Genomic DNA, 19,319 nt, shown 5'->3' on the forward strand with positions numbered 1-19,319 from the left:
CAATGCCCTCAGTGGACGGTCAGTAGGCGAAGGCCATCGGCTGGTCGGGGTCGTCGGAGGGGCTGGAGGTCGCCAGCGCGCCCTCCTCGTCCGGCGGTCCCGCCTTGGCGTACTTCAGGAACAGCTTCAACGCGACCACCGCCAGCACCAGGTAGACGAGGGTGAAGCCGATGAACGAGACCGCGACCGTGGGCACGCCGACGCGCGGCGAGACCGCCTCGCTCGTCTCGTAGAGGCTGAACACCACCCATGGCTGGCGGCCCATCTCGGTGAAGATCCAACCCGCGGAGTTCGCGAGGAACGGCGTCACGGCCATCCACATCGCCACCGGCCAGAACAGGCGGTGCTGCGGCATGCGCCCGCGGCGCGTGCACCACCAGACGATGATCGCCATGGCGACCGCGAGCATCCCGAAGCCGATCATCGCCCGGAAGGACCAGTACGTGAGCGGGATGTACGGCGCGTACTCCCCCGGCCCGTACAGGGCCTGGTACTGGGCGTTCAGGTCGTTGATGCCCTGCACCTCGCCGTTGAACGAGCCGGTGGCGAGGAACGAGAGGAGGCCGGGGATCTCGATGATCGGCGTGCCGTGGCTGCCGTCGAGCGAGCCGATGGTGAGCACGGAGAACGGCGCGTTGTACGTGGTCTGGTAGAGCGCTTCGGCGGCGGCCATCTTCATCGGCTGCGTCGCGGTCATGACCTTCCCGAGCGAGTCGCCCGAGAGCACCAGGCCGAGCCCGCCCACGAGCGTGGTGAGGATGCCCAGGCGCATCGCGGGCCGGTGCACGTCCAGGTCGCGGCGGTGCATGAAGTGGTAGCCGGAGACGGCGACGACGATGGTGCCGGCGGTGAGCCAGGAGGCGAAGATCGTGTGCGGGAACGCGGCGAGCGCCACCGGGTTGGTGAGGACGGCGCCGAAGTCGGTGAGCTCGGCGCGGCCGGCGGTCTCGTTGAGCTGGTAGCCGACCGGGTTCTGCATGAACGCGTTCGCGGCGAGGATGAAGTAGGCGCTGGCGAGGGTGCCGAAGGCGACGAGCCAGATGCAGGCGAGGTGGAGGCCGGGCTTGAGGCGGTCCCAGCCGAAGATCCACACGCCGATGAACGTCGACTCGAGGAAGAACGCCACGAGGGCCTCGAACGCGAGCGGCGCGCCGAAGACGTCGCCGACGAACCGCGAGTAGGCCGACCAGTTCATGCCGAACTGGAACTCCTGGACGATGCCGGTGACCACGCCCATCGCGATGTTGATGAGGAAGAGCTTGCCCCAGAACTTGGTCGCGCGCAGGTAGGTGCTCTTGCCGGTGGCGCGCCAGAGCGTCTGGAGGATGGCGACGAGCAGCGAGAGGCCGATGGTGACGGGCACGAAGAGGAAGTGGTAGACGGTGGTGACCCCGAACTGCATCCGGGCCAGGTCCAGTACGTCCATATCGCCCCAATCGTGCATTGAGTGCCTGAGTGTGATTATCGTGGCAGCTCGACTGGTCCCAGGGGTTGAAACGCGCGAGTGCACGGGTTTTCGGGGCCCGGACCCGCGAGGGACAATTGCCGGGGCAGTCGAACGGGAGGAGTGCTGATGCGCAACGTCGCAGTGCTGGGTGCGGGCAAGATGGGGCAGGCGATCGTGTCGGGCCTGCTGCGGGCCGGCTGGTCGGGCGAGTCGGTGGTCGCGACGGCGCGCAGCGCCGAGCGGGCCGCCGAGCTGCGCGAGTCGTACGGGATCCGGGTGGAACCGAACATCGAGGCCGTGCGCCACGCCGACGTCGTGGTGGTCGCGGTGAAACCGCAGGACGCCGGGGCGCTCCTGGAGGAGCTCGCCGGGGTGTTCGACGGCGGCGCGCCCGTCGTGAGCATCTGCGCGGGCCTGCCGGTGGCGTTCTTCGAGAAGCGGCTGCCCGACGAGACCCCGGTGATCCGGGCGATGCCGAACACGCCCGCGCTCGTCGACGAGGCGATGACCGTGCTCTCCCCTGGGACGCATGCGAGTGCCGCGCACCTGGCCGCGGTCGAAGAGCTGTTCAAGCCGCTCGGCCGCACCCTCGTGGTCGACGAGAAGCACCAGGACGCGGTCACGGCGATCTCCGGTTCGGGGCCCGCGTACTTCTACTACCTGGCCGAGGCGATGACCGAGGCGGGCGTCCTCATGGGACTGCCGCGGGCGATCGCGAAGGAGCTGGTGACGCAGACGTCGCTCGGCGCGGCGCGGATGCTGCGCGAGAGCGGCCAGTCGCCGGTGGACCTGCGCGAGGCGGTCGAGTCCCCGGCGGGGACGACGATCAGCGCGGTGCGGCAGCTGGAGAACCACCGGGCGCGGTCGGCGGTGACCGACGCGATCGAGGCCGCCAGAGACCGGGCGAGGGAGATCGCGGAGGAATATGCGTAGTCGGCGAAGCATTTCGGGAAGGACAGGCAGGTGAGCCGAATCAAGCGGGGGAAGTTCGCGGAACTGGACGGCACGACGGTGTTCGCGCTGGCGCGGCTGCGGCAGGAAGTGTTCATCGTCGAGCAGGAGTGCGCCTACCCGGACCTCGACGAGTACGACCTCGACGCCGAGACCGTCCACTTCTGGGTCGAGGGCGAGGACCCGACCGAGGCGGTCGCGTGTCTGCGGGTCCTGCGCAACCGTGCTCCGAACAGTGAGGGAGCCTGGAAGATCGGCCGGGTCTGCACCGCGCTACCGGCGCGCGGCACCGGCTTGAGCGCCAAGCTCTTCGGCGAAGCAATGGACTTCCTCGGCCCGGATGCGGAGGTGACTCTCGGCGCCCAGACGTACGCGACGGGCTTCTACCGCAAGTTCGGGTTCACCGAAGAGGGTGACGAGTACGACGAGGACGGCATCATGCACATCGAGATGCGCCGCCCCGCAATGCGAAACCCATCAGGTCCGGAATAACGGATATATCCCCCCTTAGGGACCCGGTCTCGGCGAAGCTTGCGAGCCGTAAATTTGCAGGGCACAACTGTATGCGCTGAGTACGACAATTTCTCCGGCGTGTCACTCACTCTTTCGAGTGACAAGTCCGGGAGCGGAATCCCGGATCTAACATTCCGCTCCCGGACGCCTCGTCGCCGTTATGCCTCGGGCATCGGCTCGAGCTTGGTCGGGTCGACCACGCCCCAGTACGCGGCCTTCGCCTGGAGGCGGTCGTCGAAGAACAGCGGCGCCTCGTGCGGGCGCGACACCGGCCAGGACCGCAGCCACGAGACCGCGTCGTACAGGCCCCACATCGTCACCGACTCGAGGTCGTCGGCGCGCTCGCGCAGCACGTCGAAGAGCTCCTTGTAGTACCAGCCCTGCGCGATCAGCCGCTCGGGCGGCGTCGCGGGGAGGCTCTCGGTCATCTCGTTCGAGACCGAGACGTCGAGCTCGGTGATCGTCTGGAGCACCCGCAGCTCCCGGAACAGGTCGATCGACTCGCCCAGCAGGGCCGGGTCGCGCCGGTAGTCCACGTGCGCCTGGTGCCCGATGCCGTCGACCGGCACCCCCTCGCATTTGAGGTGCTGCACCAGGTTGAACATCGCCTCCCGCTTGTCCGGGAACTCGGTGTTGTAGTCGTTGATGAAGAGCTTCACCTTGCGCGGGAAGGCCTTCCGGGCGATCTTGAACGCCTTCTCGATGTACTTGGGGCCGCCGAAGACCTCGTACCAGCGCGAGTGGCGCAGCCCGTCGGGCTGCTCGGGGTCGACCACCTCGTTCACGACGTCCCACGCCCAGATGCGGGAGCCGTAGTGCGCCGCGATCGCCTTGACGTGGGTCTCCAAGCGCTGCAGCAGCAGTGCCTGGTGCGCGCGGCTCTTCACGAGCGGCTCGCCGTTCTCGTCGAGGAACCACCAGGCCGGGGTCTGGTTGTGCCACAGCAGCGTGTGGCCCCAGATCTTCATGCCGTTGGCCTCGGCGAAGTCCACGATCTGGTCGGCCTTGCTGAAGTCGAAGACGCCCTCGGTGGGCTGGATCGATTCAGGCTTCATCTGGTTGCCCGTGGTGACCTGCGCGAAGTGCTTCGCGAGGAGTTCGGCGGGCTTGCCGACCACCTCGGGGGGCTCGACGGCGCAGCCGAAGACGAAGTCGTCGGCGAGGAAGTCCTTGAGCGGCAGCAAGTCTTGGATCTCCGGTTCTGCGATGCGGGTGAGCGTGAAGGCGTCGAGGAGGACCGGAGCGAGGCTCGAGGCGGATTCGACGTAGAACTGCAGTCGGTCGGCGGCCTGGCTGATCGAGTACGTGCCGGAGAACTCGGTCCAGGCGGCGTCGGTGACCGCGGTGTTCCACTTGACGCCCTCGTAGTTCGAGACGCCGCCGACGTCCCGCTGCACCGTGGTGCGCAGGTCCGCGGCGGCCTCGCCTTCGGGCAGGCGCAGGTAGACCTTGAGCTGGTATCGGACGCCGACTTCGATGTGCGTGGTGATGTCGATGGCGGCGCCGTTCCAGGTGGCGGTGCGGCCGGTGATGAGGAGCCGCTGCTCGGGGTCGACGGCGACGGTCGCGGCGCCGCGGCCGGCCCAGCCTTCGGTGGTGCCGGACGAGAAGTCGGTGGAGAGCAGCAGGTCGTCGGCGTGCGCGGGACTCGCGGCGAGGGTGATGAACCCGGCCGGGAGGAGTGCCGCGCCGCCGGCGGCGGCAGCGGCCGAGAGCACCGTACGGCGGCTCGCGGCAGGCGTGGAGGAGGTGGTCGTCATTGAGGGCGCTCCTTCTGGAGTGAGGGGTCCGGCCGCTCCATCACGGGGTCGAACAGAGCAGCGGACTTGTGAGCGCGGCGAAGCCGTGCTTACCGGTCCGCAGCGGCCGGAGGCTGCTTTGAATTCCGAAACTCTCGGAAACTTTCATTCAAAGTATTGATATGTTACGATCCTCTCGTCGGGGCTGTCAAGGCGCCGACCCACCACTGTGGCGGAGATGTGAGGGGCTCTGCCGCAATGAAGAAAGGGGACCGGCCGCAAGGCCGGTCCCCTCATCACTGTAGTGCTCCCTAAGCGCCTTCAGGCTGCTCGATGAGCGTCTGGATGTACAGCGACTCGCCGATCTTCTCGATGATCTCGAGCTGCGTGTCCAGGTAGTCGATGTGGTGCTCCTCGTCCTCGAGGATGCCCTTGAAGAGGTCCCGCGAGACGTAGTCCTTGACCGACTCCATGTGCTCGATGCCGCGCTTGAGGCGGTCGATCGCCTCCACCTCGATGAGGCGGTCGCACTCGAAGATCTCCTTGACCGACTGGCCGATGCGCAGCGGGAAGAGCCGCTGGTAGTTCGGCATGCCGTCGAGGAAGAGAATCCGGTCGGTCAGGACCTCGGCGTGGCGCATCTCGTCGATCGACTCGGACTTGGTGTACTTCGCGAGCTTGGTGTAGCCCCAGTTCTCCTGCATCTTCGCGTGCAGGAAGTACTGGTTGATCGCGGTCAGCTCCGCCGTCAGCTGCTCGTTGAGGAATTCGATGACCTGCTTGTCGCCCTGCATTGCAATCCGTCCTTCGCGGTCCGCCAAGTGCCGGCTCCGTGTCCGACGGTCTCAGACTAGGACCAGGTGGGGGCCCATTTCCAGCCAGGAATGCCTAAAATAGGACAACCTATCCTAACGGAGGACAACCTAAAGCGTCCGTCATTTCCGTAGAATCCGGCGATTCAGGCCGGGCTTTTCTGGAGCCGCGCTCAGGCCGCGGCGGGCACCGAGGACGTGAAATAGCTCTCGATCATGTCGACCAGGCGTTCATGGCAGGTGCCGCAGCTCGTGCCGGCGTCGCAGGCCTCGCCGATGGCCTCTTCGGTGTGCGCGCCCGCGGTGATGCAGTCACGGACTTCGTTCTCGTGGACTGCATGGCAGATGCAGGCGTACATGCACCGACCTCCGGGCAGGTAAGGCTTGACTAATGAAGGCATGCCTAACCTACCCTGCGCTTCCGACGATCGGCAACCCCCGACCGGTGGATCACCCGCACCCGAACGGGCGACCCGCCGCGGTCAGCGGACGAGGGTGCCGAGGACCTTCACGGCGTGCTCGATGCCGGCGTCGTCCACGTCGAGGTGGGTGACCATCCGGCCCCAGTCGGGCCCGAGCACGGAGACCAGCACGCCCTGCTCGGCCGCGGCGCGCGCGACCTGGGCGATGTCGCGGACGCGCAGCAGCACGATGTTGGTCTCGACCTGCGCGGCCTCGCAGACCCCGAAGGGCTCGAGCGAGCGCGCGAGGTGCCGCGCCCGGACGTGGTCGTCCGCGAGGCGCTCGATGTTGTTGGCGAGCGCGTACCGGCCGGCCGCGGCGAGGAACCCGGCCTGGCGCATGCCGCCGCCCAGGCGCTTGCGGATGACGCGGGCGCGTTCGATGCGTTCGGCGTCGGCGATGAGGAGCGAGCCGACGGGGGCGCCGAGGCCCTTGGAGAGGCAGACCGAGACGGTGTCGAAGAGGGCGCCGTACTCGCTGAGCGGGACACCGCTGGCGGCGTGGGCGTTCCAGATGCGGGCGCCGTCCAAGTGCAGGCCCAGGTCGTGGGCGTCCGCGAGGGCCCGGAGGGCGCGCAGTTCCTCGATGGGCTGGACGGTGCCGCCGCCCATGTTGTGGGTGTTCTCGACGGCGATCGCGCGCGTGGTGGTCGAGTAGGGGTGCGGGCGGTTGATCATCGGCTCGACGAGCGCGGTGTCGAGGCGGCCGTTCGCGGAGGTCCAGGTGCGCGAGCTGATGCCGCCGAGCGCGGCGGCGGCGCCCATCTCGAAGTTGACGACATGGGCCTTGACGTCGCAGAGGAGTTCGTCGCCGGGCCGGACCAGGAGCTGCAGGCCGATCTGGTTGGCCATGGAGCCGGTCGGGGTGAAGACCGCGGCCTCCTTGCCGAAGAGCGCGGCGGCCTCGGCCTCGAGGGCGTTGACGGACGGGTCCTCGCCGTACACGTCGTCGCCGACGTCGGCGCTGGTCATGGCCTCGAGCATGGCCGCGGTCGGCCGGGTCACGGTGTCGGAGCGGAGATCGACGATCATGGGCCGACCCTACTGCGGCCAGTGTTCGGGACGCGGTCAGGCGGGTTCGGTGGACATCCCGTCGAGCACGAGGTCGAGCAGGAGGCCTTGGGCGCGTTCGGGTTCCCAGTCGTGGTGGCGTCGCAGGTGCACGTACGGCCAGCAGACGGTGTTGAAGACCAGGTCGCCCGCCTCCTCGGCGTCGGCCTGCGGCGCGAGCGAGCCGTCGGCGGCCCCGTCGAGGAGGAGCCGCACGAGCGGGGCGACGACGTCCTCGAGAGGCTCTTCGAACAGGCCGGTCTCATGAAAGGCCGTGTCGAACGCCGACAGCAGCGCGAGATGGCGATCGAAGACCCCGCACATCGCCTCGAGCGCCTGCCGGAGCCGCACGCGGCCGGTCCCCGTGGCGGTGAGCACGGGCCAGAGTGAGTCCCGGTAGTCGAGGAGGAGGCGCCGGATGAGCTCCCGCCGCAGCTCTTCCTTGCCGCCGACCTGGCGCCAGAGGGTCGCGCGGGAGACGCCGGCGCGGTCGGCCACGTCGCCCATGGTGAGCCGGTCCCAGCCGGTCGACCCGAGCACGTCGGTGGCGGCGGCCAGCAGCTTCTCGTCCATCGTGGTCCTTCCGTGTGCGTCGCGCGCCATCATCCCATGAAACACCGTGTTGCACCGATTGGAACGGTCGGTATCATCAGCGCATGTCCCTTCGGAACCACCTCGTCGACACCACCCCCCTGCGGATCAGCCGCGACTTCCGCTGGCTCTACATCGGCCGCACCGGCCTCCTGGTCGGCGCCATGCTCACCGAGACCGCCCTGATCTGGCAGATCTACCAGCTCAGCGGCTCGAACCTGGCCGTCGGCGCGGCCGCCGCATCGGGCGGCATCGGCATCGTCGCCGGACTCCTCGTCGGCGGCGTCCTCGCCGACCGCTTCGACCGGCGCCGCATCCTCGTCACCGTGCGCGTCCCGGGACTCCTCGTCGCGCTGGCGCTCTTGGTGAACGCCCTCCAGGACGAGCCGCTGCTGTGGTTTCTGTTCGCGGCCGTCATCGCCGACACGTTCCTCGCCGGCCTCAGCATCCCCGCCTCCTTCGCGGCCGTGCCCTCTCTCGTCGGCCAGGAGAACGTCGCCAGCGCCTCGGCCCTGAACGGCCTCACGGGCCAGCTCGCCGGCATCGCCGGGCCGGCCCTCGCGGGCGTGGTGATCGCGGCTGGCGGCACCGAGTGGTGCTACGGCCTCAACGTGGTCGGGTTCGTGGTCTTCGCGGTGGCGATGACCTTCGTCGGGCCGATGCCGCCGGACCACGGCGGCGAAGACGAGGAGGCGTCGAGCTCGTACTCGCTCAAGGACGCGTTCGCGTTCGTGCGGCGCAACAAGATCGTGGCCGGGGTGCTGCTCATCGACATCATGCCGATGCTGTTCGCGTATCCGAAGGGCCTGTTCCCGGCGCTGGCGACCGAGCAGTTCCACGGCGGGGCGGTGGCGTTCGGGCTGCTCTCGGCGGCCGCCGGCGTCGGCGCGTTCCTCGCCGCCGCGTTCAGCGGGAAGGTCACCAAGGCCGCCAGGCCCGGTTTCGTCGTCATCATCGCGGCGAGCATGTGGGGCGCGGCCATGGTGGGTCTGGCGCTGTCGCCCTGGCTCGCACTGGGGCTCGTGTTCCTGGCGATCTCCGGGGCGAGCGACCTCGTCTCCGAGGTGCTGCGCACGGGGTTGCTGCAGAACCACACGCCGGACCGGCTGCGCGGACGCGTCACCAGCCTGTGGCTGGCCCAGGCGACGGTGTCGCCGGCGCTCGGCAACCTGCAGGCCGGGGCGCTCGCGGGGCCGCTGGGACTCGGCGGCGCGATCCTGGCGGGCGGCGTCGCGTGCGTCGCCGGCGTGGCGGTCGTGGGCTGGAAGCTCCCGGCGTTCCGGCGGGCGAGCATGCTGCCCTTGGCGACGCTTGCGAGCCGTAACTGAGTTGAGCCCCGCAGCCGGAGGCCGCGGCGGTCTAGCGGCCTCTTAGTACGGGTTGTCGCCGTTGCCGATGCCGAGCACCGGCAGGTACATCCGCTCGCCGTCGGCGGTGAAGCCGTCGTAGACGATGTCGAACAGGTCCTGGATGCCGAAGGCGCGCAGGGCGTCCACCATCATGTGCGCGGCCTGGTTGGTGGCGGTGCGGTCGGTGGAGTTGAAGCTGCGCGACCAGTTCGGCTGGGTGCCGCTGGGGGCGCGGAAGCCCATGCTCGGCAGGTTCGAGAGGCCGGAGCGCCAGGAGCCGCTCACGGCGGCGCTGGCCTCGACGCGCAGGCCTCCGTCGACGAACGCGGCGACGTACCGCGCCGACCAGTCGCCGGTGCGCAGGAGCACGGTGCCGGCGGTGTCGACCACGGGCACGTCGGCGGCCATGTCGGCCAGCAGGGACGAGAGCCGCTCGGTGAACTCGCCCATGTCCTGGCAGGCGGGCTCGGGCGGGCGCTGGCCGGTGCGGGCGTAGGCGGCCCAGCCGGAGACGTCGCCCTTGCCGACGGCGTGCGCCTCCAGCTGCTCGAAGAGCTCGGGCGAGAGGAGGCGGAGGGTGACGCCGCCGTGGAAGCGGCGCAGGTGCAGTTCGAAGATGAGGCCGTCGCGGTACCAGCGGATCCAGGGGCCGCCGTCGCCGCCGCGGATCTCGGGGGCGCCGAGTTCGCTCATCATGGTGCGCAGCACTTCGCGGAAGATGAGGGTGCGGTGCTGCTCGCCCTGGCGGCCGCGTTCGGCGGAGCGCAGGACCATGACCTCGATGGAGTAGAAGTCGGCGCGTCCGGCGACCGGGGTCTGGGGCGGGACGGAGTCGGCGATGGCGTTGCCGGTGTCGTAGCCGGTCTCCGCGCGCCACATGCCGATGTCGACCTCGGCGGAGCGCACCTGCCAGCCGAGGTCGGTCATGGCACGCTGCAGGTCCGCCTTGTTCCAGCGCCCGAAGTCGGTCTTTCTGGCCCGGCGGAGCAGGTCTACAAGCTGCGCTTCACTGATCCGGTGTGTGCCGAGCATCCGTTACCGTGCCAATCCGTCCGTAGGTGGGGCTGCGGGCGAAGCCCGGCGTGCCACTGCGGTTAGGGTAGCCTTGCCTGCGGTAGCGGGTCGAGAGGTGAGGGTTGGCAGTTGTCCGATACTGTGCGGCAAGACACGCTTGTCAGCCTACTAGGCGGCAGGCGCGGAGCCTTCGACGCCACCGCTCCGGTGGTGGTGTTCATCCTCACTTGGATGGTCTCCGGTAACTCGATCGCTTGGGCCGCAGGGGCTTCGCTCCTTTCGGCAGGAGTCATCGCATTCGTCCGGTTCAAGCAGCGCCAGAAGCCGCGGGCGGTGGTCCTCGGCCTCTTGAGCGTCGCGGTCGCATGCCTGATCGTCCTCTACACCGGACGCGCGCAGGACATCCTCCTCCCCCGCATCGTCTCCAACGCCGCCAGCGCCCTCGTCTGGGCGGGCTTCATCGTCTTCCGCCGCCCGCTCCTCGGCCTCATCGTCGGCGGCCTCCTGGGCCAGAAGACCCGCTGGCGCCGCGACCCGCACCTCCTCCGCGCCTACAGCGCGGCGTCCTGGGTGTGGGTGGCGATGTACGCGCTCCGCGTGGCGATCCTGACCCCGTTCTGGAACAGCGACGAGGAGCGCCTCGCCGTCGTCGCCGGCGGCGTCGCCCAGGTCGCGCTCTCCTGGCCCCTCCTCGTCCTCTGCCTCATCGCGAGCGGCTGGGTCATCCGCGCGGTCCTCCCCGACGACCACCCGGGCATCCGCCACCCCCTGGATCCGGCCGAGTCCCCCGCCCCGGAGAAGACCGCACCGTAACGCGATCCCCTTCCGCCCCAAGCGAAACGAATTCCGGTCGGTTTTCCGACAGTGCGCGTTTCGCTGACCCGATCTCCTTGTGTGCAGCCATACACTCAACAACATGGAACGCAGCACTCAAGCTCTGTGGGATCCGCTACTGAGCGATGAGGACCAGGACGCACTCAAGCCGGAGGCGCACACGGTCTCGTACCCGAAGGGCGCGACGCTCATGAAGATCAACGAGCACTCGGACTACGTGGTCTACCTCCGTTCGGGCCATGTGAAGTCCTGTACGAGCGACCCGCGGGCGATTTTCGGCATCCACGGCCCCGGCTCGGTCCTCGGCGACCTGGCCCCGCTCACCGGCGAGCCCCGCTCGGCGGACCTGGTCGCGTTGACGCCGATCGACGTGCTGCACATCCCCGGCGACAGGTTCATCAAGTTCCTCCTCGTGAATCCGCAGACCCACCTCGCGGTGACGCAGCGGCTCGCGAAGCGGGTGCGCGAGATGAGCGAGGTCCAGGAGGAGTCGTTCATGACGAGCGAACGCCGTCTCGCCCGGGCGATGCTCCGGATCATCGATTCGGGCATCGGCAAGGAAGGCGAGAACGGACTGGTGATCGCCGGATTCACCCAGGACGACCTGGCCGATCTCGCCCGCATCTCGCGGGAGTCGGTCTCCGCGGTGATCCGGCAGTTCAAGACCCGCGGCACCATCGCGACCGGACGCGTCAGATTCACCATCCGCGACACTGCAGCGATCGAGGCGCTGGCCATGCGCCGGGACCGCTCCCTCATCTAGCCCCGGAATGGAATGATCGCCATGTCGGACTTCAACGTCATCGAGCTCATGACCGCGATCGTCGGCTCTGTCGCGGCGGGGGCCGCCGTGACCAGTGCCGTGATCCAGCTCAAGGCGGTGAAGCTCGAACTGGAGACGAAGCAGAAGGATCAGGCCGTCCAGGAACCCTCGAACCACCCGAAGCAATCGGCAGATGGGAAACCACCGCAGTGAACCGAGTCCGGGGCGAGATCTTCAACGGGTTCAAGTTGATAGAACTGCTCCGCAACCATGTTCCGCAGGATTTCAATCCGGACGACTTCGTGATCGCGGGCAGCGCGCGACTGTGGGTCGGCGGCGTGACCAGGCATCTGTCCGATCTCGACCTCCTGGCCCGGCCCGGGAGCGACACCTGGCGGCGGGCCAAGGAACTCGCGTTCATCCACGCACCGGTGTTCCTGGACGAGCCGCTGCGCGTGAGCGACTACTCGGGAGACAAGATCGCCCGGCTCTACGCGGGGGTCGTCGAGGTGTGCGACAAGTGGGTGCTGCCCGGCAGCGACACGCACGAGCTCATCGACCACGCCGACGTCTTCGACGGCTTCCGCTACCTGACGGTCGCGGATGTCGTGGCGTACAAGCGGTACCTGAACCGCCCGAAGGACCATGCGGACCTGCGGGTGCTCGCTGGTTTCGGCTACGGCACCGGGTTCGAGCCGGTCAGGCGGTGAACTCCTTACGTTCAGTCTTCGCGGATCACCGCGCATTCGCCGGGTTCGAGGGGGCGGGTCGGGGCCCATGGGTTGCCGGTGAGGAGGTCGCGGCCGGCGGCGGGGACGTTGGCGGGGGCGTCGCTGTGGTTGATGGCGAAGAGGTAGCTGCGGCCGTCCTCATGGGAGCGGCGTACCAGTTCCAGGTTCTCGGGGGCTTCCGGGAACTCGCCCGTGACGCCGACGGCCGCTAGGAGCGGGTCGAGGTCGGTGATGCGGGTGGCGAGGTACCAGACCTCGCCGTCGCCGAGCCGGCGGCGGAAGACGGCGCCGGTTCCGGGGTAGTCCTTGAAGTCGGCGACGACCTCGGCGTCGAGGGCGTGGGTCACCTCGGACCAGGTCTCGCCTTCCCAGCCGTTGTCGAGGGCGACCTTGTCGCCCTTGGGGACCGGGACGAACTCCTCGACGCGGATGCCCATGAGGCCGCCGAGGGCGCCCGGCAGGCCGGGGTGGACGTGGTCGTTGCTGTCGACGATGCCCGAGTAGGGGCCGACGACGAGGGTGCCTCCGCGTTCCACGTAGGCGCGCAGGTTCGCGTCGTCGTCGAGGAGGTACAGGTGCGGCGCGAAGACGTGCGTGTAGCGGCTCAGGTCCCATTCGGGGTTCACCAGGTCCGTGGTGACGCCGCGCCGCCAGAGGGCGGCGTGCCAGCGCCGCAGTTCCGGGTAGGTGGTCATGTCGGAGGAGGGCTGACCGGGCGTGTCGGCGGCCCAGCAGGAGTTGAAGTCGAGGAGGATCGCGGCGCGGGAGTCCACTGTCGAGCCTTTGACCTCGCCGAGGAGCTTGAGCCAGGCGCCGAGTTGCTTGACCTCGCGGAAGACCCGAGAGTCGGGTCCGCCGTGGGGCAGCATCGCGGAGTGGTAGCGCTCGGCGCCGTAGCGGGAGGCGCGCCATTGGAAGAACATGGCGCCTTCGGAGCCGCGGGCCACATAGGACAGGGAGTGGCGCAGGAGGTCGCCGGGGCGCTTGGCGAAGTAGCCGCGGCGCCAGGCGGAGGAGTTCGTGGACTGCTCCATGAGGAGCCAGGGGTCGCCGTCGGCGAGGCCGCGGGTGGCGTCGGCGCCGAACGCGGCCTGCGCGGGCCAGCCGATCGGGTCGTCCGGGAGGAGGTAGTGGTCGGAGGCGACGAGCCGGTTCGGGCCCGTCGTGTGCTCGCGCCAGCGGTGGTAGTCGGCGCCGGTGAAGTTGCCGGTGACCATGAAGTTGGTGGTGATCGGCTTGCCGGGGCTGTGGGCTTCGATCGCTTCGGCTTCGGAGCGGAAGAGCGCGAGGAGCGCGTCGGAGGAGAAGCGGCGGAAGTCGAGGAGCAGTCCGGGGTTGGGGGTCTCGGCGCAGATGCGCGGGGGCAGGACCTGGGACCAGTCGCTGTAGGTCTGGGACCAGAACGTGGTGCCCCACGCGCGGTTGAGGCCGTCGAGGTCGCCGTGCCGCTCGGTGAGCCAGGCGCGGAAGGCTTCTGCGGCGAAGTCGCAGGTGCAGGAGCGGTAGTACTCGTTGCCGACGTGCCACATGGCGAGCGCGGGGTGGTCCGCGTACCGCTCGGCGAGGCGGGAGGCCATGTCGACCACGGCCGCCCGGTAGACCGGCGCGTGCGGGCAGTACTCGGCGCGTGCGCCGGAGTTGAGCCTGACGCCCTCCGGGTTGACGGGGAGGGTCTCGGGGTGGGCCTGGGAGAACCAGGGCGGGGGTGAGGCGGTGGACGTGGCGAGGTCGGCCTGCACGCCGCCCGCGGCGAGGAGGTCCATGATGGCGTCGAGCTGGGTGAAGTCCCACTCCCCCGGGCCGGGATTGATGCCGGCCCAGGCGAAGATGTTGACGCTGACCAGGTTGACCCCGGCCTCGCGCATGAGTCGGAGGTCCTCGTCCCAGGTCTCGCGGGGCCACTGCTCGGGGTTGTAGTCGCCGCCGAAGGCGAGGCCCTCGACCGTGGGGATGATGTCGGTGTTCCTTGGTGCCACGAGTGGTCCTTCGGGGTTCGCCGCGTTCGGGAGGGTCGCCGCCGATGTGACAGCGCTTTCCAAGGGGCGATTCTGCCCTTCGTGGCTCCGCAAGTCAAGGGCGGCTTCAGTGACCGGTCAAGGGGCCTGGCGGTACGGCGGCAGGCCGCGCTTGTACGCGTCCCAGATGCTGCGCATCACGAAGATCTTCTCGTCGAGCTCGTCGTCGGTCGAGAGCACGCGGCCCGAGTAGGGGGCCTGCAGGCGCCACGGCTTCTGCTCGGGGTCGAGGAGGTACACCACGGGCACGGTGCGGCTGGCCCGCCGCTCGGCCCGGATGTCCGCGATGTCCGTCCACGCGGCGAAGCGCTCAGTGTGCTTCTGGGAGGCAACGGCTTTGAGCGGGTGGATGCCGCGCTCGTCGAGCACGACGCCGCGGCCGCGCGCCCCCGCGTACGCCGCTCCCAGCGCGACGCCGATCGCGAAGAGGAACAGCGCCAGCAGCGTGTAGTGGTACCAGTGGCCGACGGCGAGCATGTACGCCACGGCCGGGACGAGGGCGGCGAACAGCGAGAGGCCGGAGAGGAACAGCGCCCGACCGAGCACCTGGCGCGTCGTCGGTCGAAATGTGATCTTGACGGCCACGTCCACCCCCACCAGGCTTGTGCCGCTCCTGTACAGCTGATCGTGCCACGTTCCGCGGGCACGTCAAGCGACAATCCGACAGAAACCGGACCGGCCACTTTGCGTACCCCGGGCCCGGGTGTGTCAGGCTGGTGCCATGACGAGTACCGATGCCTCCACCGGTCCGATCCTCGCCGGCCCGCGCAGCGGCCGCAGGCTGCGGGTCCGCCGCCCGGCGGCGGTCACCGGCGCGGCCTTCGTGGCCTGGCTGACGGTGCTGCCGCTGTCCGTGTCCCTCATCGTCGAGCGGCCGTTCTGGGGCGCGTTCTCGGTGGCGGCGGGCCTCGCGCTCATGCTCGTGCCGGTCGCGGTCTCCATGTGGGCGTGGCGCTCGGGGATCGACGTCACCCGCGAAGGCATCGCGATCCGCGGCCTGTTCTCCAGCCGCACGATCGCCTGGAAGCACATCGACGGGTTCGCGCACGGCAACGAGGGCGTGGCGGCCATATTGGACGACCAGTCCCAGGTGCGCCTCGACCCGCTCAAGCCCGAGAACCTGCCCCAGGTGCTCGCCATCGGCGGCCAGGAGCTCCGGAAGGGCGAAGCCGGCTAGTAGCCGTCGCTGACCACGTTCTCCAGCGGCTCGCCCGCCGCGAAGCGGCGGATCTGCGCGCCGATCGGCGCATAGGCGCGGTCGAGGGTGCCGTCCACCGAAGCGCCCGCGTGCGGGGTGATGAGCGCGCCCTCGAGGTCCCAGAGCGGGTGGTCCGCCGGGAGCGGCTCGGGGTCCACGACGTCGACGGCGCAGCGCAGCCGCCCGGACGCGACCTCCGCGACGAGGGCGTCCGTGTCCACGATCGGGCCGCGGGCGGCGTTGACCAAGAGCGCGCCGTCCTTCATGCGGGACAGGAACTTCGCGTCCACGAGGCCGCGTGTGGCGTCGGTCAGCGGCAGGATCAGGACCACCACGTCGAACTCGGGCAGCAGCGTCTCGATCGCGTCGATCGGGTGCACGCCCGGCCGTCCGCGACGGGCCACCTTCTCGACCTCGACGCCGAGCACGGTGAGCACCTCGGCGACCTTCTCGCCGATGTCCCCCGCGCCCACGACGAGCGCGCGCTTCCCGACGACGGTGGTCGTCCACTCGACCTTCCACTCGTGGCGGGACTGCTTGCGCGCGAACACGTCGAAGCCGCGCATGGAGGCGATGACCGCGCCGATCGTCCACTCGGCGGTCACGCCGGTGTGCACACCGCGCGCGTCGCAGAGCTGCACGCCGGGCGGGACGGCCGGGACCCAGACCTCGGCCCCGGCGCTCAGGAGCTGGATCGCCTTGAGCGAGGCCATGTCCCGCAGCGGGGTCGTGACCTTCGACTGGGCCAGGAACGGCGGCACCCAGAAGTCGAGCGACGCCGGATCGGAGGGGTAGTCGCCGCGCCCGTCGTAGACCTCGACCTCGACGCCTTCGGGAAGCGGGCCGAGCAGCGCGCGGCCCTCCTCGTGTGCGATCCAAACCTTCACGGCCACAGTCACGTCCTCCCGATCGACCGTCCGTATCCTATAGGATATAGGTCTCAGGCCTGAAAGCGGTTAGCCGCGCCCCCGATCGGGGAACCGTGGGGCGTGGAAAACTGCGCCGCCGCCCCGCCGGCACCGACCTATACTCTTGGGGCCATGCGCAGGTTGCTCTCGGCCGCGGCGGCTGCGGCCGCCGCCCTCACGCTCGCCTCATGCTCCTTCGGCGAGCCCCCCGAGCCCGAGACCGGCGAGCCCCCGAACCTCCCCACCCCCACCGGCGAACCGCAGGAGCAGACCTCGTTCATGGACGTCGTCGCCGAAGACCTCGAAGCCCCCTGGGGCCTCGACTTCCTCCCCGACGGCACCGCCATCGTCGGCGAGCGCACCACCGGACGCCTCCTCACCATCCCCCTCGCCGAGGACGGCACCGCCGGCGAACCCGAGGAACTGCGCACCGTCGACATCGACGACCTCGGCGAAGGCGGCCTCCTCGGCCTCGCCGTCTCCCCCGAGTACGACACCGACACCACCGTCTACGCCTACTACACCACCCCCACCGACAACCGCATCGCCAAGATCGACACCAGCACCGACGCCGCCCCCGAACCGATCCTCACCGGCATCCCCGCCGGACCCGACCAGAACGGCGGCGCCCTCGAGTTCGGCCCCGACGGCTTCCTCTACGCCGCCACCGGCGACGCCGGCGACGGCATGGCCGCCCAGGACCCGGAGTCCTTGAGCGGCAAGATCCTCCGCATCACCCCCGAAGGCGAACCCGCCCCCGGCAACCCCTTCCCCGACTCCCCCGTCTACACCCTCGGCCACCGCACCGTCGAAGGCCTCGCCTGGAACGCCGCCGGCCGGCTCTACGCCACCGAGATCGGCCTGGACGTCGCCGACGAGGTCAACCTCATCGAACCCGGCGGCAACTACGGCTGGCCCCACTTCGAAGGCGCCGACACCGAAGACGCCTACACCGACCCCGTCCTCACCTGGGAGCCCTTCGAGGCCTCCTGCGCCGGCGCGGTCTTCCTCGACGACACCCTCGTCACCGCCTGCCTGCGCGGCCAGCGCCTCTGGACCGTCCAGTTCGACGCCTCCGGCACGCCCGCAGGCGAGCCGCAAGCCGTCGCCGTCAACGAATTCGGTCGACTACGATCGGTCACCATGGGTCCGGACGGGATGCTCTGGGTGACCACCTCGAACCGCGACGGCCAATGCACCGAAGAACGCGGCTGCACCCCCCACGACACCGACGACCGGATCATCCGGTTCGCCACCGGCTACGCGGCCCAGGGAAGGGTCTGAGCCGCAACCCACCCGACCAGCCCACCGCCAGGAAGGCACTAGATGAACGACCGGCTCGCCGCCGCACTGCACCGCACCGAGGACGCCGCCCGATCCGCCGGGAGGCGCGTCAAGTCCTTGTGGGGCAGATCGAGAGCGGGCTGGTCGCGACTGCGGCGCTCCGACCGTGCCAGGCAGTTCGCCGTCGTCGCCGCGATCCTCCTCGTCGGCACCGGCGCCGCCGCCGGCGGCCTCGCCCTCGTGGGCGGCACCAAGGCCGACATCGGGCCGTTCGACACCACCGTCTCGCTCCACCCCGACCTCTCCGGCGAGACCGTCGTGACCATCCCGCCCCTCGGCGACGTCATCTTCGACAGCCACGACGGGCCCGTCGGCCTCAACCTCAGCCTCGACTCCGTCGACCCCAACGAGGCGCAGGACATCATCAACACCCCCGGCGGCGTCACCAGCGCCTCCAAGAGCCTCGCCTCCGACGTCACCGACGCCGTGGTGCGGGTCGTCGTCGAAGCCCTGGCCATCGTCACCCTCTGCGGCCTCCTCGTCGGCGCACTCGCGTTCCGCACCATGCGGCGCACGCTCCTCACCGGCGTCACCTCGCTCGCGGTCACGGCCTCGCTCATGGGGTACGCGGCCACGACCCTGCGCACCGAGTCGATCTCGCAGCCCCGCTACGAAGGCCTGCTCGCCTACGCGCCCAGCGTGGTCGGCAACGCCGAGGACATCGCCGTGAACTACGAGGAGTACGTGGCGAACCTGCAGAAGTTCGTCACGAACATCTCCGAGTTCTACGCGCTGGCGATGGACATGCCGCAGCTGGGCATCCAGGACGACTCGATCCGGGTGCTGCACGTCTCCGACATCCACCTGAACCCCTCGGCCTGGCACCTCATGGAGTCGGTCGTCGACCAGTTCGACATCAACGCGGTGGCCGACACCGGCGACATGAACGACTGGGGCTCGGAGCAGGAGGCCGAGATCTTCTCGCAGGGCGTGGAGCAGATCAACGTGCCGTACGTGTTCGTGAAGGGCAACCACGACTCGGTGACGACCGTGGCGGCGCTCTCGGCCTACGACAACGTGGTCGTGCTCGACGGCGAGGTGCGGGAGATCGCGGGCTTGAACTTCGGCGGGGTCGCCGACCCGCGGTTCACGCCGGACAAGGGCGCGCAGCCCTCGAGCGAGTACGCGCAGCAGATGCTCACCGAGTCCGGAGAGCGCCTGGCGCAGACGATCACCGACGCGGGCGGGGCCGACGTGGCGATGGTGCACGAACCGGCGATGGCCGACCCGCTCGCCGGAGTGGTGCCGCTGGTCCTGGCCGGGCACACGCACGAGCGGGCGGTGCACGACCTCGGCGACGGCACCACGCTCATGGTCGAGGGCTCCACGGGCGCGGCCGGGCTGCGGAACTTCCAGTCCGACGACCCGATGCGCATGGAGATGGACGTCCTCTACTTCGACCCGGTCACCAAGGCGCTCACCGCGTACGACTCGATCTCGGTCGGGTCGGGCACGGAGACGGACGTGACCCTCGACCGCACGGTGATCCCGACCGAGGACCAGGTCAACGAGGCCGAGATACAGGGCAGCACGGAACCCGCTGCGCCGCAGCGGGACTGAGCACTGCTCCGGCCCCGGCGACACTTTGAGGTCTTCTTG

At 69.5% G+C, this 19,319-nt stretch carries 20 protein-coding genes; 10 read left to right on the forward strand and 10 right to left on the reverse strand.

Annotated features, from left to right (window positions below):
* Positions 1-19 precede the first annotated feature (19 nt).
* Entirely contained in the window at positions 20-1,426 is a 1,407-nt protein-coding gene (locus O2L52_RS13230) for a cytochrome ubiquinol oxidase subunit I (protein ID WP_270116011.1), read from the reverse strand.
* A gap of 147 nt (positions 1,427-1,573) precedes the next feature.
* Between O2L52_RS13230 and proC the strand changes: the two genes are divergently transcribed.
* Together proC and O2L52_RS13240 are read left to right on the forward strand one after the other, a co-directional pair.
* Positions 1,574-2,380 (forward strand): pyrroline-5-carboxylate reductase, encoded by an 807-nt coding sequence (proC, locus tag O2L52_RS13235; RefSeq protein WP_270116013.1) that lies wholly within the window; start codon positions 1,574-1,576, stop codon positions 2,378-2,380.
* Positions 2,381-2,410: 30 nt separating this feature from the next.
* Entirely contained in the window at positions 2,411-2,890 is a 480-nt protein-coding gene (locus O2L52_RS13240) for a GNAT family N-acetyltransferase (RefSeq protein WP_270116014.1), read from the forward strand.
* A 179-nt stretch (positions 2,891-3,069) separates the two neighbouring features.
* Here O2L52_RS13240 and O2L52_RS13245 read toward each other — a convergent pair whose 3' ends face one another.
* The 5 genes from O2L52_RS13245 to O2L52_RS13265 form a co-directional block, all read right to left on the reverse strand.
* On the reverse strand, positions 3,070-4,671 hold the full coding sequence (locus tag O2L52_RS13245; protein ID WP_270116015.1) for an endo-1,4-beta-xylanase: 1,602 nt from the start codon (positions 4,669-4,671) through the stop codon (positions 3,070-3,072).
* Positions 4,672-4,961: 290 nt separating this feature from the next.
* Positions 4,962-5,444 carry a bacterioferritin gene (gene bfr / locus O2L52_RS13250; RefSeq protein WP_270116017.1) on the reverse strand — a complete coding sequence of 161 codons (483 nt, stop codon included), beginning with the start codon at positions 5,442-5,444 and terminating at the stop codon, positions 4,962-4,964.
* A 191-nt stretch (positions 5,445-5,635) separates the two neighbouring features.
* Positions 5,636-5,821: a (2Fe-2S)-binding protein gene (locus O2L52_RS13255; RefSeq protein ID WP_270116018.1), complete on the reverse strand. Its 186-nt coding sequence runs from the start codon at positions 5,819-5,821 to the stop codon at positions 5,636-5,638.
* Positions 5,822-5,944: 123 nt separating this feature from the next.
* Positions 5,945-6,952 (reverse strand): threonine aldolase family protein, encoded by a 1,008-nt coding sequence (locus O2L52_RS13260; RefSeq protein ID WP_344473140.1) that lies wholly within the window; start codon positions 6,950-6,952, stop codon positions 5,945-5,947.
* A 39-nt stretch (positions 6,953-6,991) separates the two neighbouring features.
* Positions 6,992-7,546, reverse strand: coding sequence for a TetR/AcrR family transcriptional regulator (locus O2L52_RS13265; RefSeq protein ID WP_270116021.1), 555 nt, complete (start codon positions 7,544-7,546; stop codon positions 6,992-6,994).
* A gap of 83 nt (positions 7,547-7,629) precedes the next feature.
* Here O2L52_RS13265 and O2L52_RS13270 point away from each other — a divergent pair, with 83 nt between their 5' ends.
* Positions 7,630-8,892, forward strand: coding sequence for an MFS transporter (locus O2L52_RS13270; protein WP_270116023.1), 1,263 nt, complete (start codon positions 7,630-7,632; stop codon positions 8,890-8,892).
* Positions 8,893-8,934: 42 nt separating this feature from the next.
* Here O2L52_RS13270 and O2L52_RS13275 read toward each other — a convergent pair whose 3' ends face one another.
* Positions 8,935-9,945 (reverse strand): TY-Chap domain-containing protein, encoded by a 1,011-nt coding sequence (locus tag O2L52_RS13275; RefSeq protein ID WP_270116025.1) that lies wholly within the window; start codon positions 9,943-9,945, stop codon positions 8,935-8,937.
* Between the two features lie 111 nt (positions 9,946-10,056).
* Between O2L52_RS13275 and O2L52_RS13280 the strand changes: the two genes are divergently transcribed.
* The 4 genes from O2L52_RS13280 to O2L52_RS13295 all read left to right on the forward strand — a co-directional run bounded on the left by O2L52_RS13280 (position 10,057) and on the right by O2L52_RS13295 (position 12,234).
* The gene (locus O2L52_RS13280) at positions 10,057-10,740 is read left to right on the forward strand and encodes a DUF3159 domain-containing protein (RefSeq protein ID WP_344472999.1); all 684 of its coding nucleotides are present in this window, start codon (positions 10,057-10,059) and stop codon (positions 10,738-10,740) included.
* 103 nt (positions 10,741-10,843) lie between these two features.
* Positions 10,844-11,524, forward strand: coding sequence for a Crp/Fnr family transcriptional regulator (locus O2L52_RS13285; protein WP_270116027.1), 681 nt, complete (start codon positions 10,844-10,846; stop codon positions 11,522-11,524).
* Positions 11,525-11,545: 21 nt separating this feature from the next.
* Complete coding sequence (locus O2L52_RS13290) at positions 11,546-11,737, forward strand: hypothetical protein (RefSeq protein ID WP_270116029.1); 192 nt, start codon at positions 11,546-11,548, stop codon at positions 11,735-11,737.
* On the forward strand, positions 11,734-12,234 hold the full coding sequence (locus O2L52_RS13295; protein WP_270116031.1) for a hypothetical protein: 501 nt from the start codon (positions 11,734-11,736) through the stop codon (positions 12,232-12,234). The genes O2L52_RS13290 and O2L52_RS13295 overlap by 4 nt, the downstream gene beginning before the upstream one ends.
* A gap of 11 nt (positions 12,235-12,245) precedes the next feature.
* Here the strand turns inward: O2L52_RS13295 and O2L52_RS13300 are convergent, their stop codons facing one another.
* Complete coding sequence (locus O2L52_RS13300; RefSeq protein WP_270116032.1) at positions 12,246-14,231, reverse strand: beta-galactosidase; 1,986 nt, start codon at positions 14,229-14,231, stop codon at positions 12,246-12,248.
* Positions 14,232-14,348: 117 nt separating this feature from the next.
* Positions 14,349-14,861, reverse strand: a complete 513-nt coding sequence (locus O2L52_RS13305; protein WP_270116033.1) for a hypothetical protein — start codon at positions 14,859-14,861, stop codon at positions 14,349-14,351.
* A 130-nt stretch (positions 14,862-14,991) separates the two neighbouring features.
* Here O2L52_RS13305 and O2L52_RS13310 point away from each other — a divergent pair, with 130 nt between their 5' ends.
* Positions 14,992-15,447: a hypothetical protein gene (locus tag O2L52_RS13310; RefSeq protein ID WP_270116034.1), complete on the forward strand. Its 456-nt coding sequence runs from the start codon at positions 14,992-14,994 to the stop codon at positions 15,445-15,447.
* Here the strand turns inward: O2L52_RS13310 and O2L52_RS13315 are convergent.
* Positions 15,444-16,355, reverse strand: a complete 912-nt coding sequence (locus tag O2L52_RS13315; protein WP_344473142.1) for a 2-hydroxyacid dehydrogenase — start codon at positions 16,353-16,355, stop codon at positions 15,444-15,446. The two genes, O2L52_RS13310 and O2L52_RS13315, sit on opposite strands and share 4 nt — an antisense overlap.
* A 153-nt stretch (positions 16,356-16,508) precedes the next feature.
* Here O2L52_RS13315 and O2L52_RS13320 point away from each other — a divergent pair, with 153 nt between their 5' ends.
* Both O2L52_RS13320 and O2L52_RS13325 read left to right on the forward strand, forming a co-directional pair.
* A complete protein-coding gene (locus O2L52_RS13320) occupies positions 16,509-17,660 on the forward strand; it encodes a PQQ-dependent sugar dehydrogenase (RefSeq protein WP_270116037.1) in 1,152 nt (383 codons plus the stop codon).
* Between the two features lie 42 nt (positions 17,661-17,702).
* Complete coding sequence (locus O2L52_RS13325) at positions 17,703-19,280, forward strand: metallophosphoesterase family protein (RefSeq protein WP_270116038.1); 1,578 nt, start codon at positions 17,703-17,705, stop codon at positions 19,278-19,280.
* The last annotated feature ends 39 nt before the right edge of the window (positions 19,281-19,319 follow it).

The organism is Glycomyces algeriensis (genome assembly GCF_027622855.1).
Taxonomy (GTDB): domain Bacteria; phylum Actinomycetota; class Actinomycetes; order Mycobacteriales; family Micromonosporaceae; genus Glycomyces; species Glycomyces algeriensis.

What these genes read in the sequence shown, in the direction of transcription:
- O2L52_RS13320 (WP_270116037.1), top strand. Translation starts at nt 16,509, where the DNA reads ATGCGCAGGTTGCTCTCGGCCGCGGCGGCTGCGGCCGCCGCCCTCACG.
- O2L52_RS13325 (WP_270116038.1), top strand. Translation starts at nt 17,703, where the DNA reads ATGAACGACCGGCTCGCCGCCGCACTGCACCGCACCGAGGACGCCGCC.
- proC (WP_270116013.1), top strand. Translation starts at nt 1,574, where the DNA reads ATGCGCAACGTCGCAGTGCTGGGTGCGGGCAAGATGGGGCAGGCGATC.
- O2L52_RS13290 (WP_270116029.1), top strand. Translation starts at nt 11,546, where the DNA reads ATGTCGGACTTCAACGTCATCGAGCTCATGACCGCGATCGTCGGCTCT.
- O2L52_RS13265 (WP_270116021.1), bottom strand. Translation starts at nt 7,546, where the DNA reads ATGGACGAGAAGCTGCTGGCCGCCGCCACCGACGTGCTCGGGTCGACC.
- O2L52_RS13285 (WP_270116027.1), top strand. Translation starts at nt 10,844, where the DNA reads ATGGAACGCAGCACTCAAGCTCTGTGGGATCCGCTACTGAGCGATGAG.
- O2L52_RS13275 (WP_270116025.1), bottom strand. Translation starts at nt 9,945, where the DNA reads ATGCTCGGCACACACCGGATCAGTGAAGCGCAGCTTGTAGACCTGCTC.
- O2L52_RS13255 (WP_270116018.1), bottom strand. Translation starts at nt 5,821, where the DNA reads ATGTACGCCTGCATCTGCCATGCAGTCCACGAGAACGAAGTCCGTGAC.
- O2L52_RS13245 (WP_270116015.1), bottom strand. Translation starts at nt 4,671, where the DNA reads ATGACGACCACCTCCTCCACGCCTGCCGCGAGCCGCCGTACGGTGCTC.
- O2L52_RS13230 (WP_270116011.1), bottom strand. Translation starts at nt 1,426, where the DNA reads ATGGACGTACTGGACCTGGCCCGGATGCAGTTCGGGGTCACCACCGTC.
- O2L52_RS13310 (WP_270116034.1), top strand. Translation starts at nt 14,992, where the DNA reads ATGACGAGTACCGATGCCTCCACCGGTCCGATCCTCGCCGGCCCGCGC.
- O2L52_RS13270 (WP_270116023.1), top strand. Translation starts at nt 7,630, where the DNA reads ATGTCCCTTCGGAACCACCTCGTCGACACCACCCCCCTGCGGATCAGC.
- bfr (WP_270116017.1), bottom strand. Translation starts at nt 5,444, where the DNA reads ATGCAGGGCGACAAGCAGGTCATCGAATTCCTCAACGAGCAGCTGACG.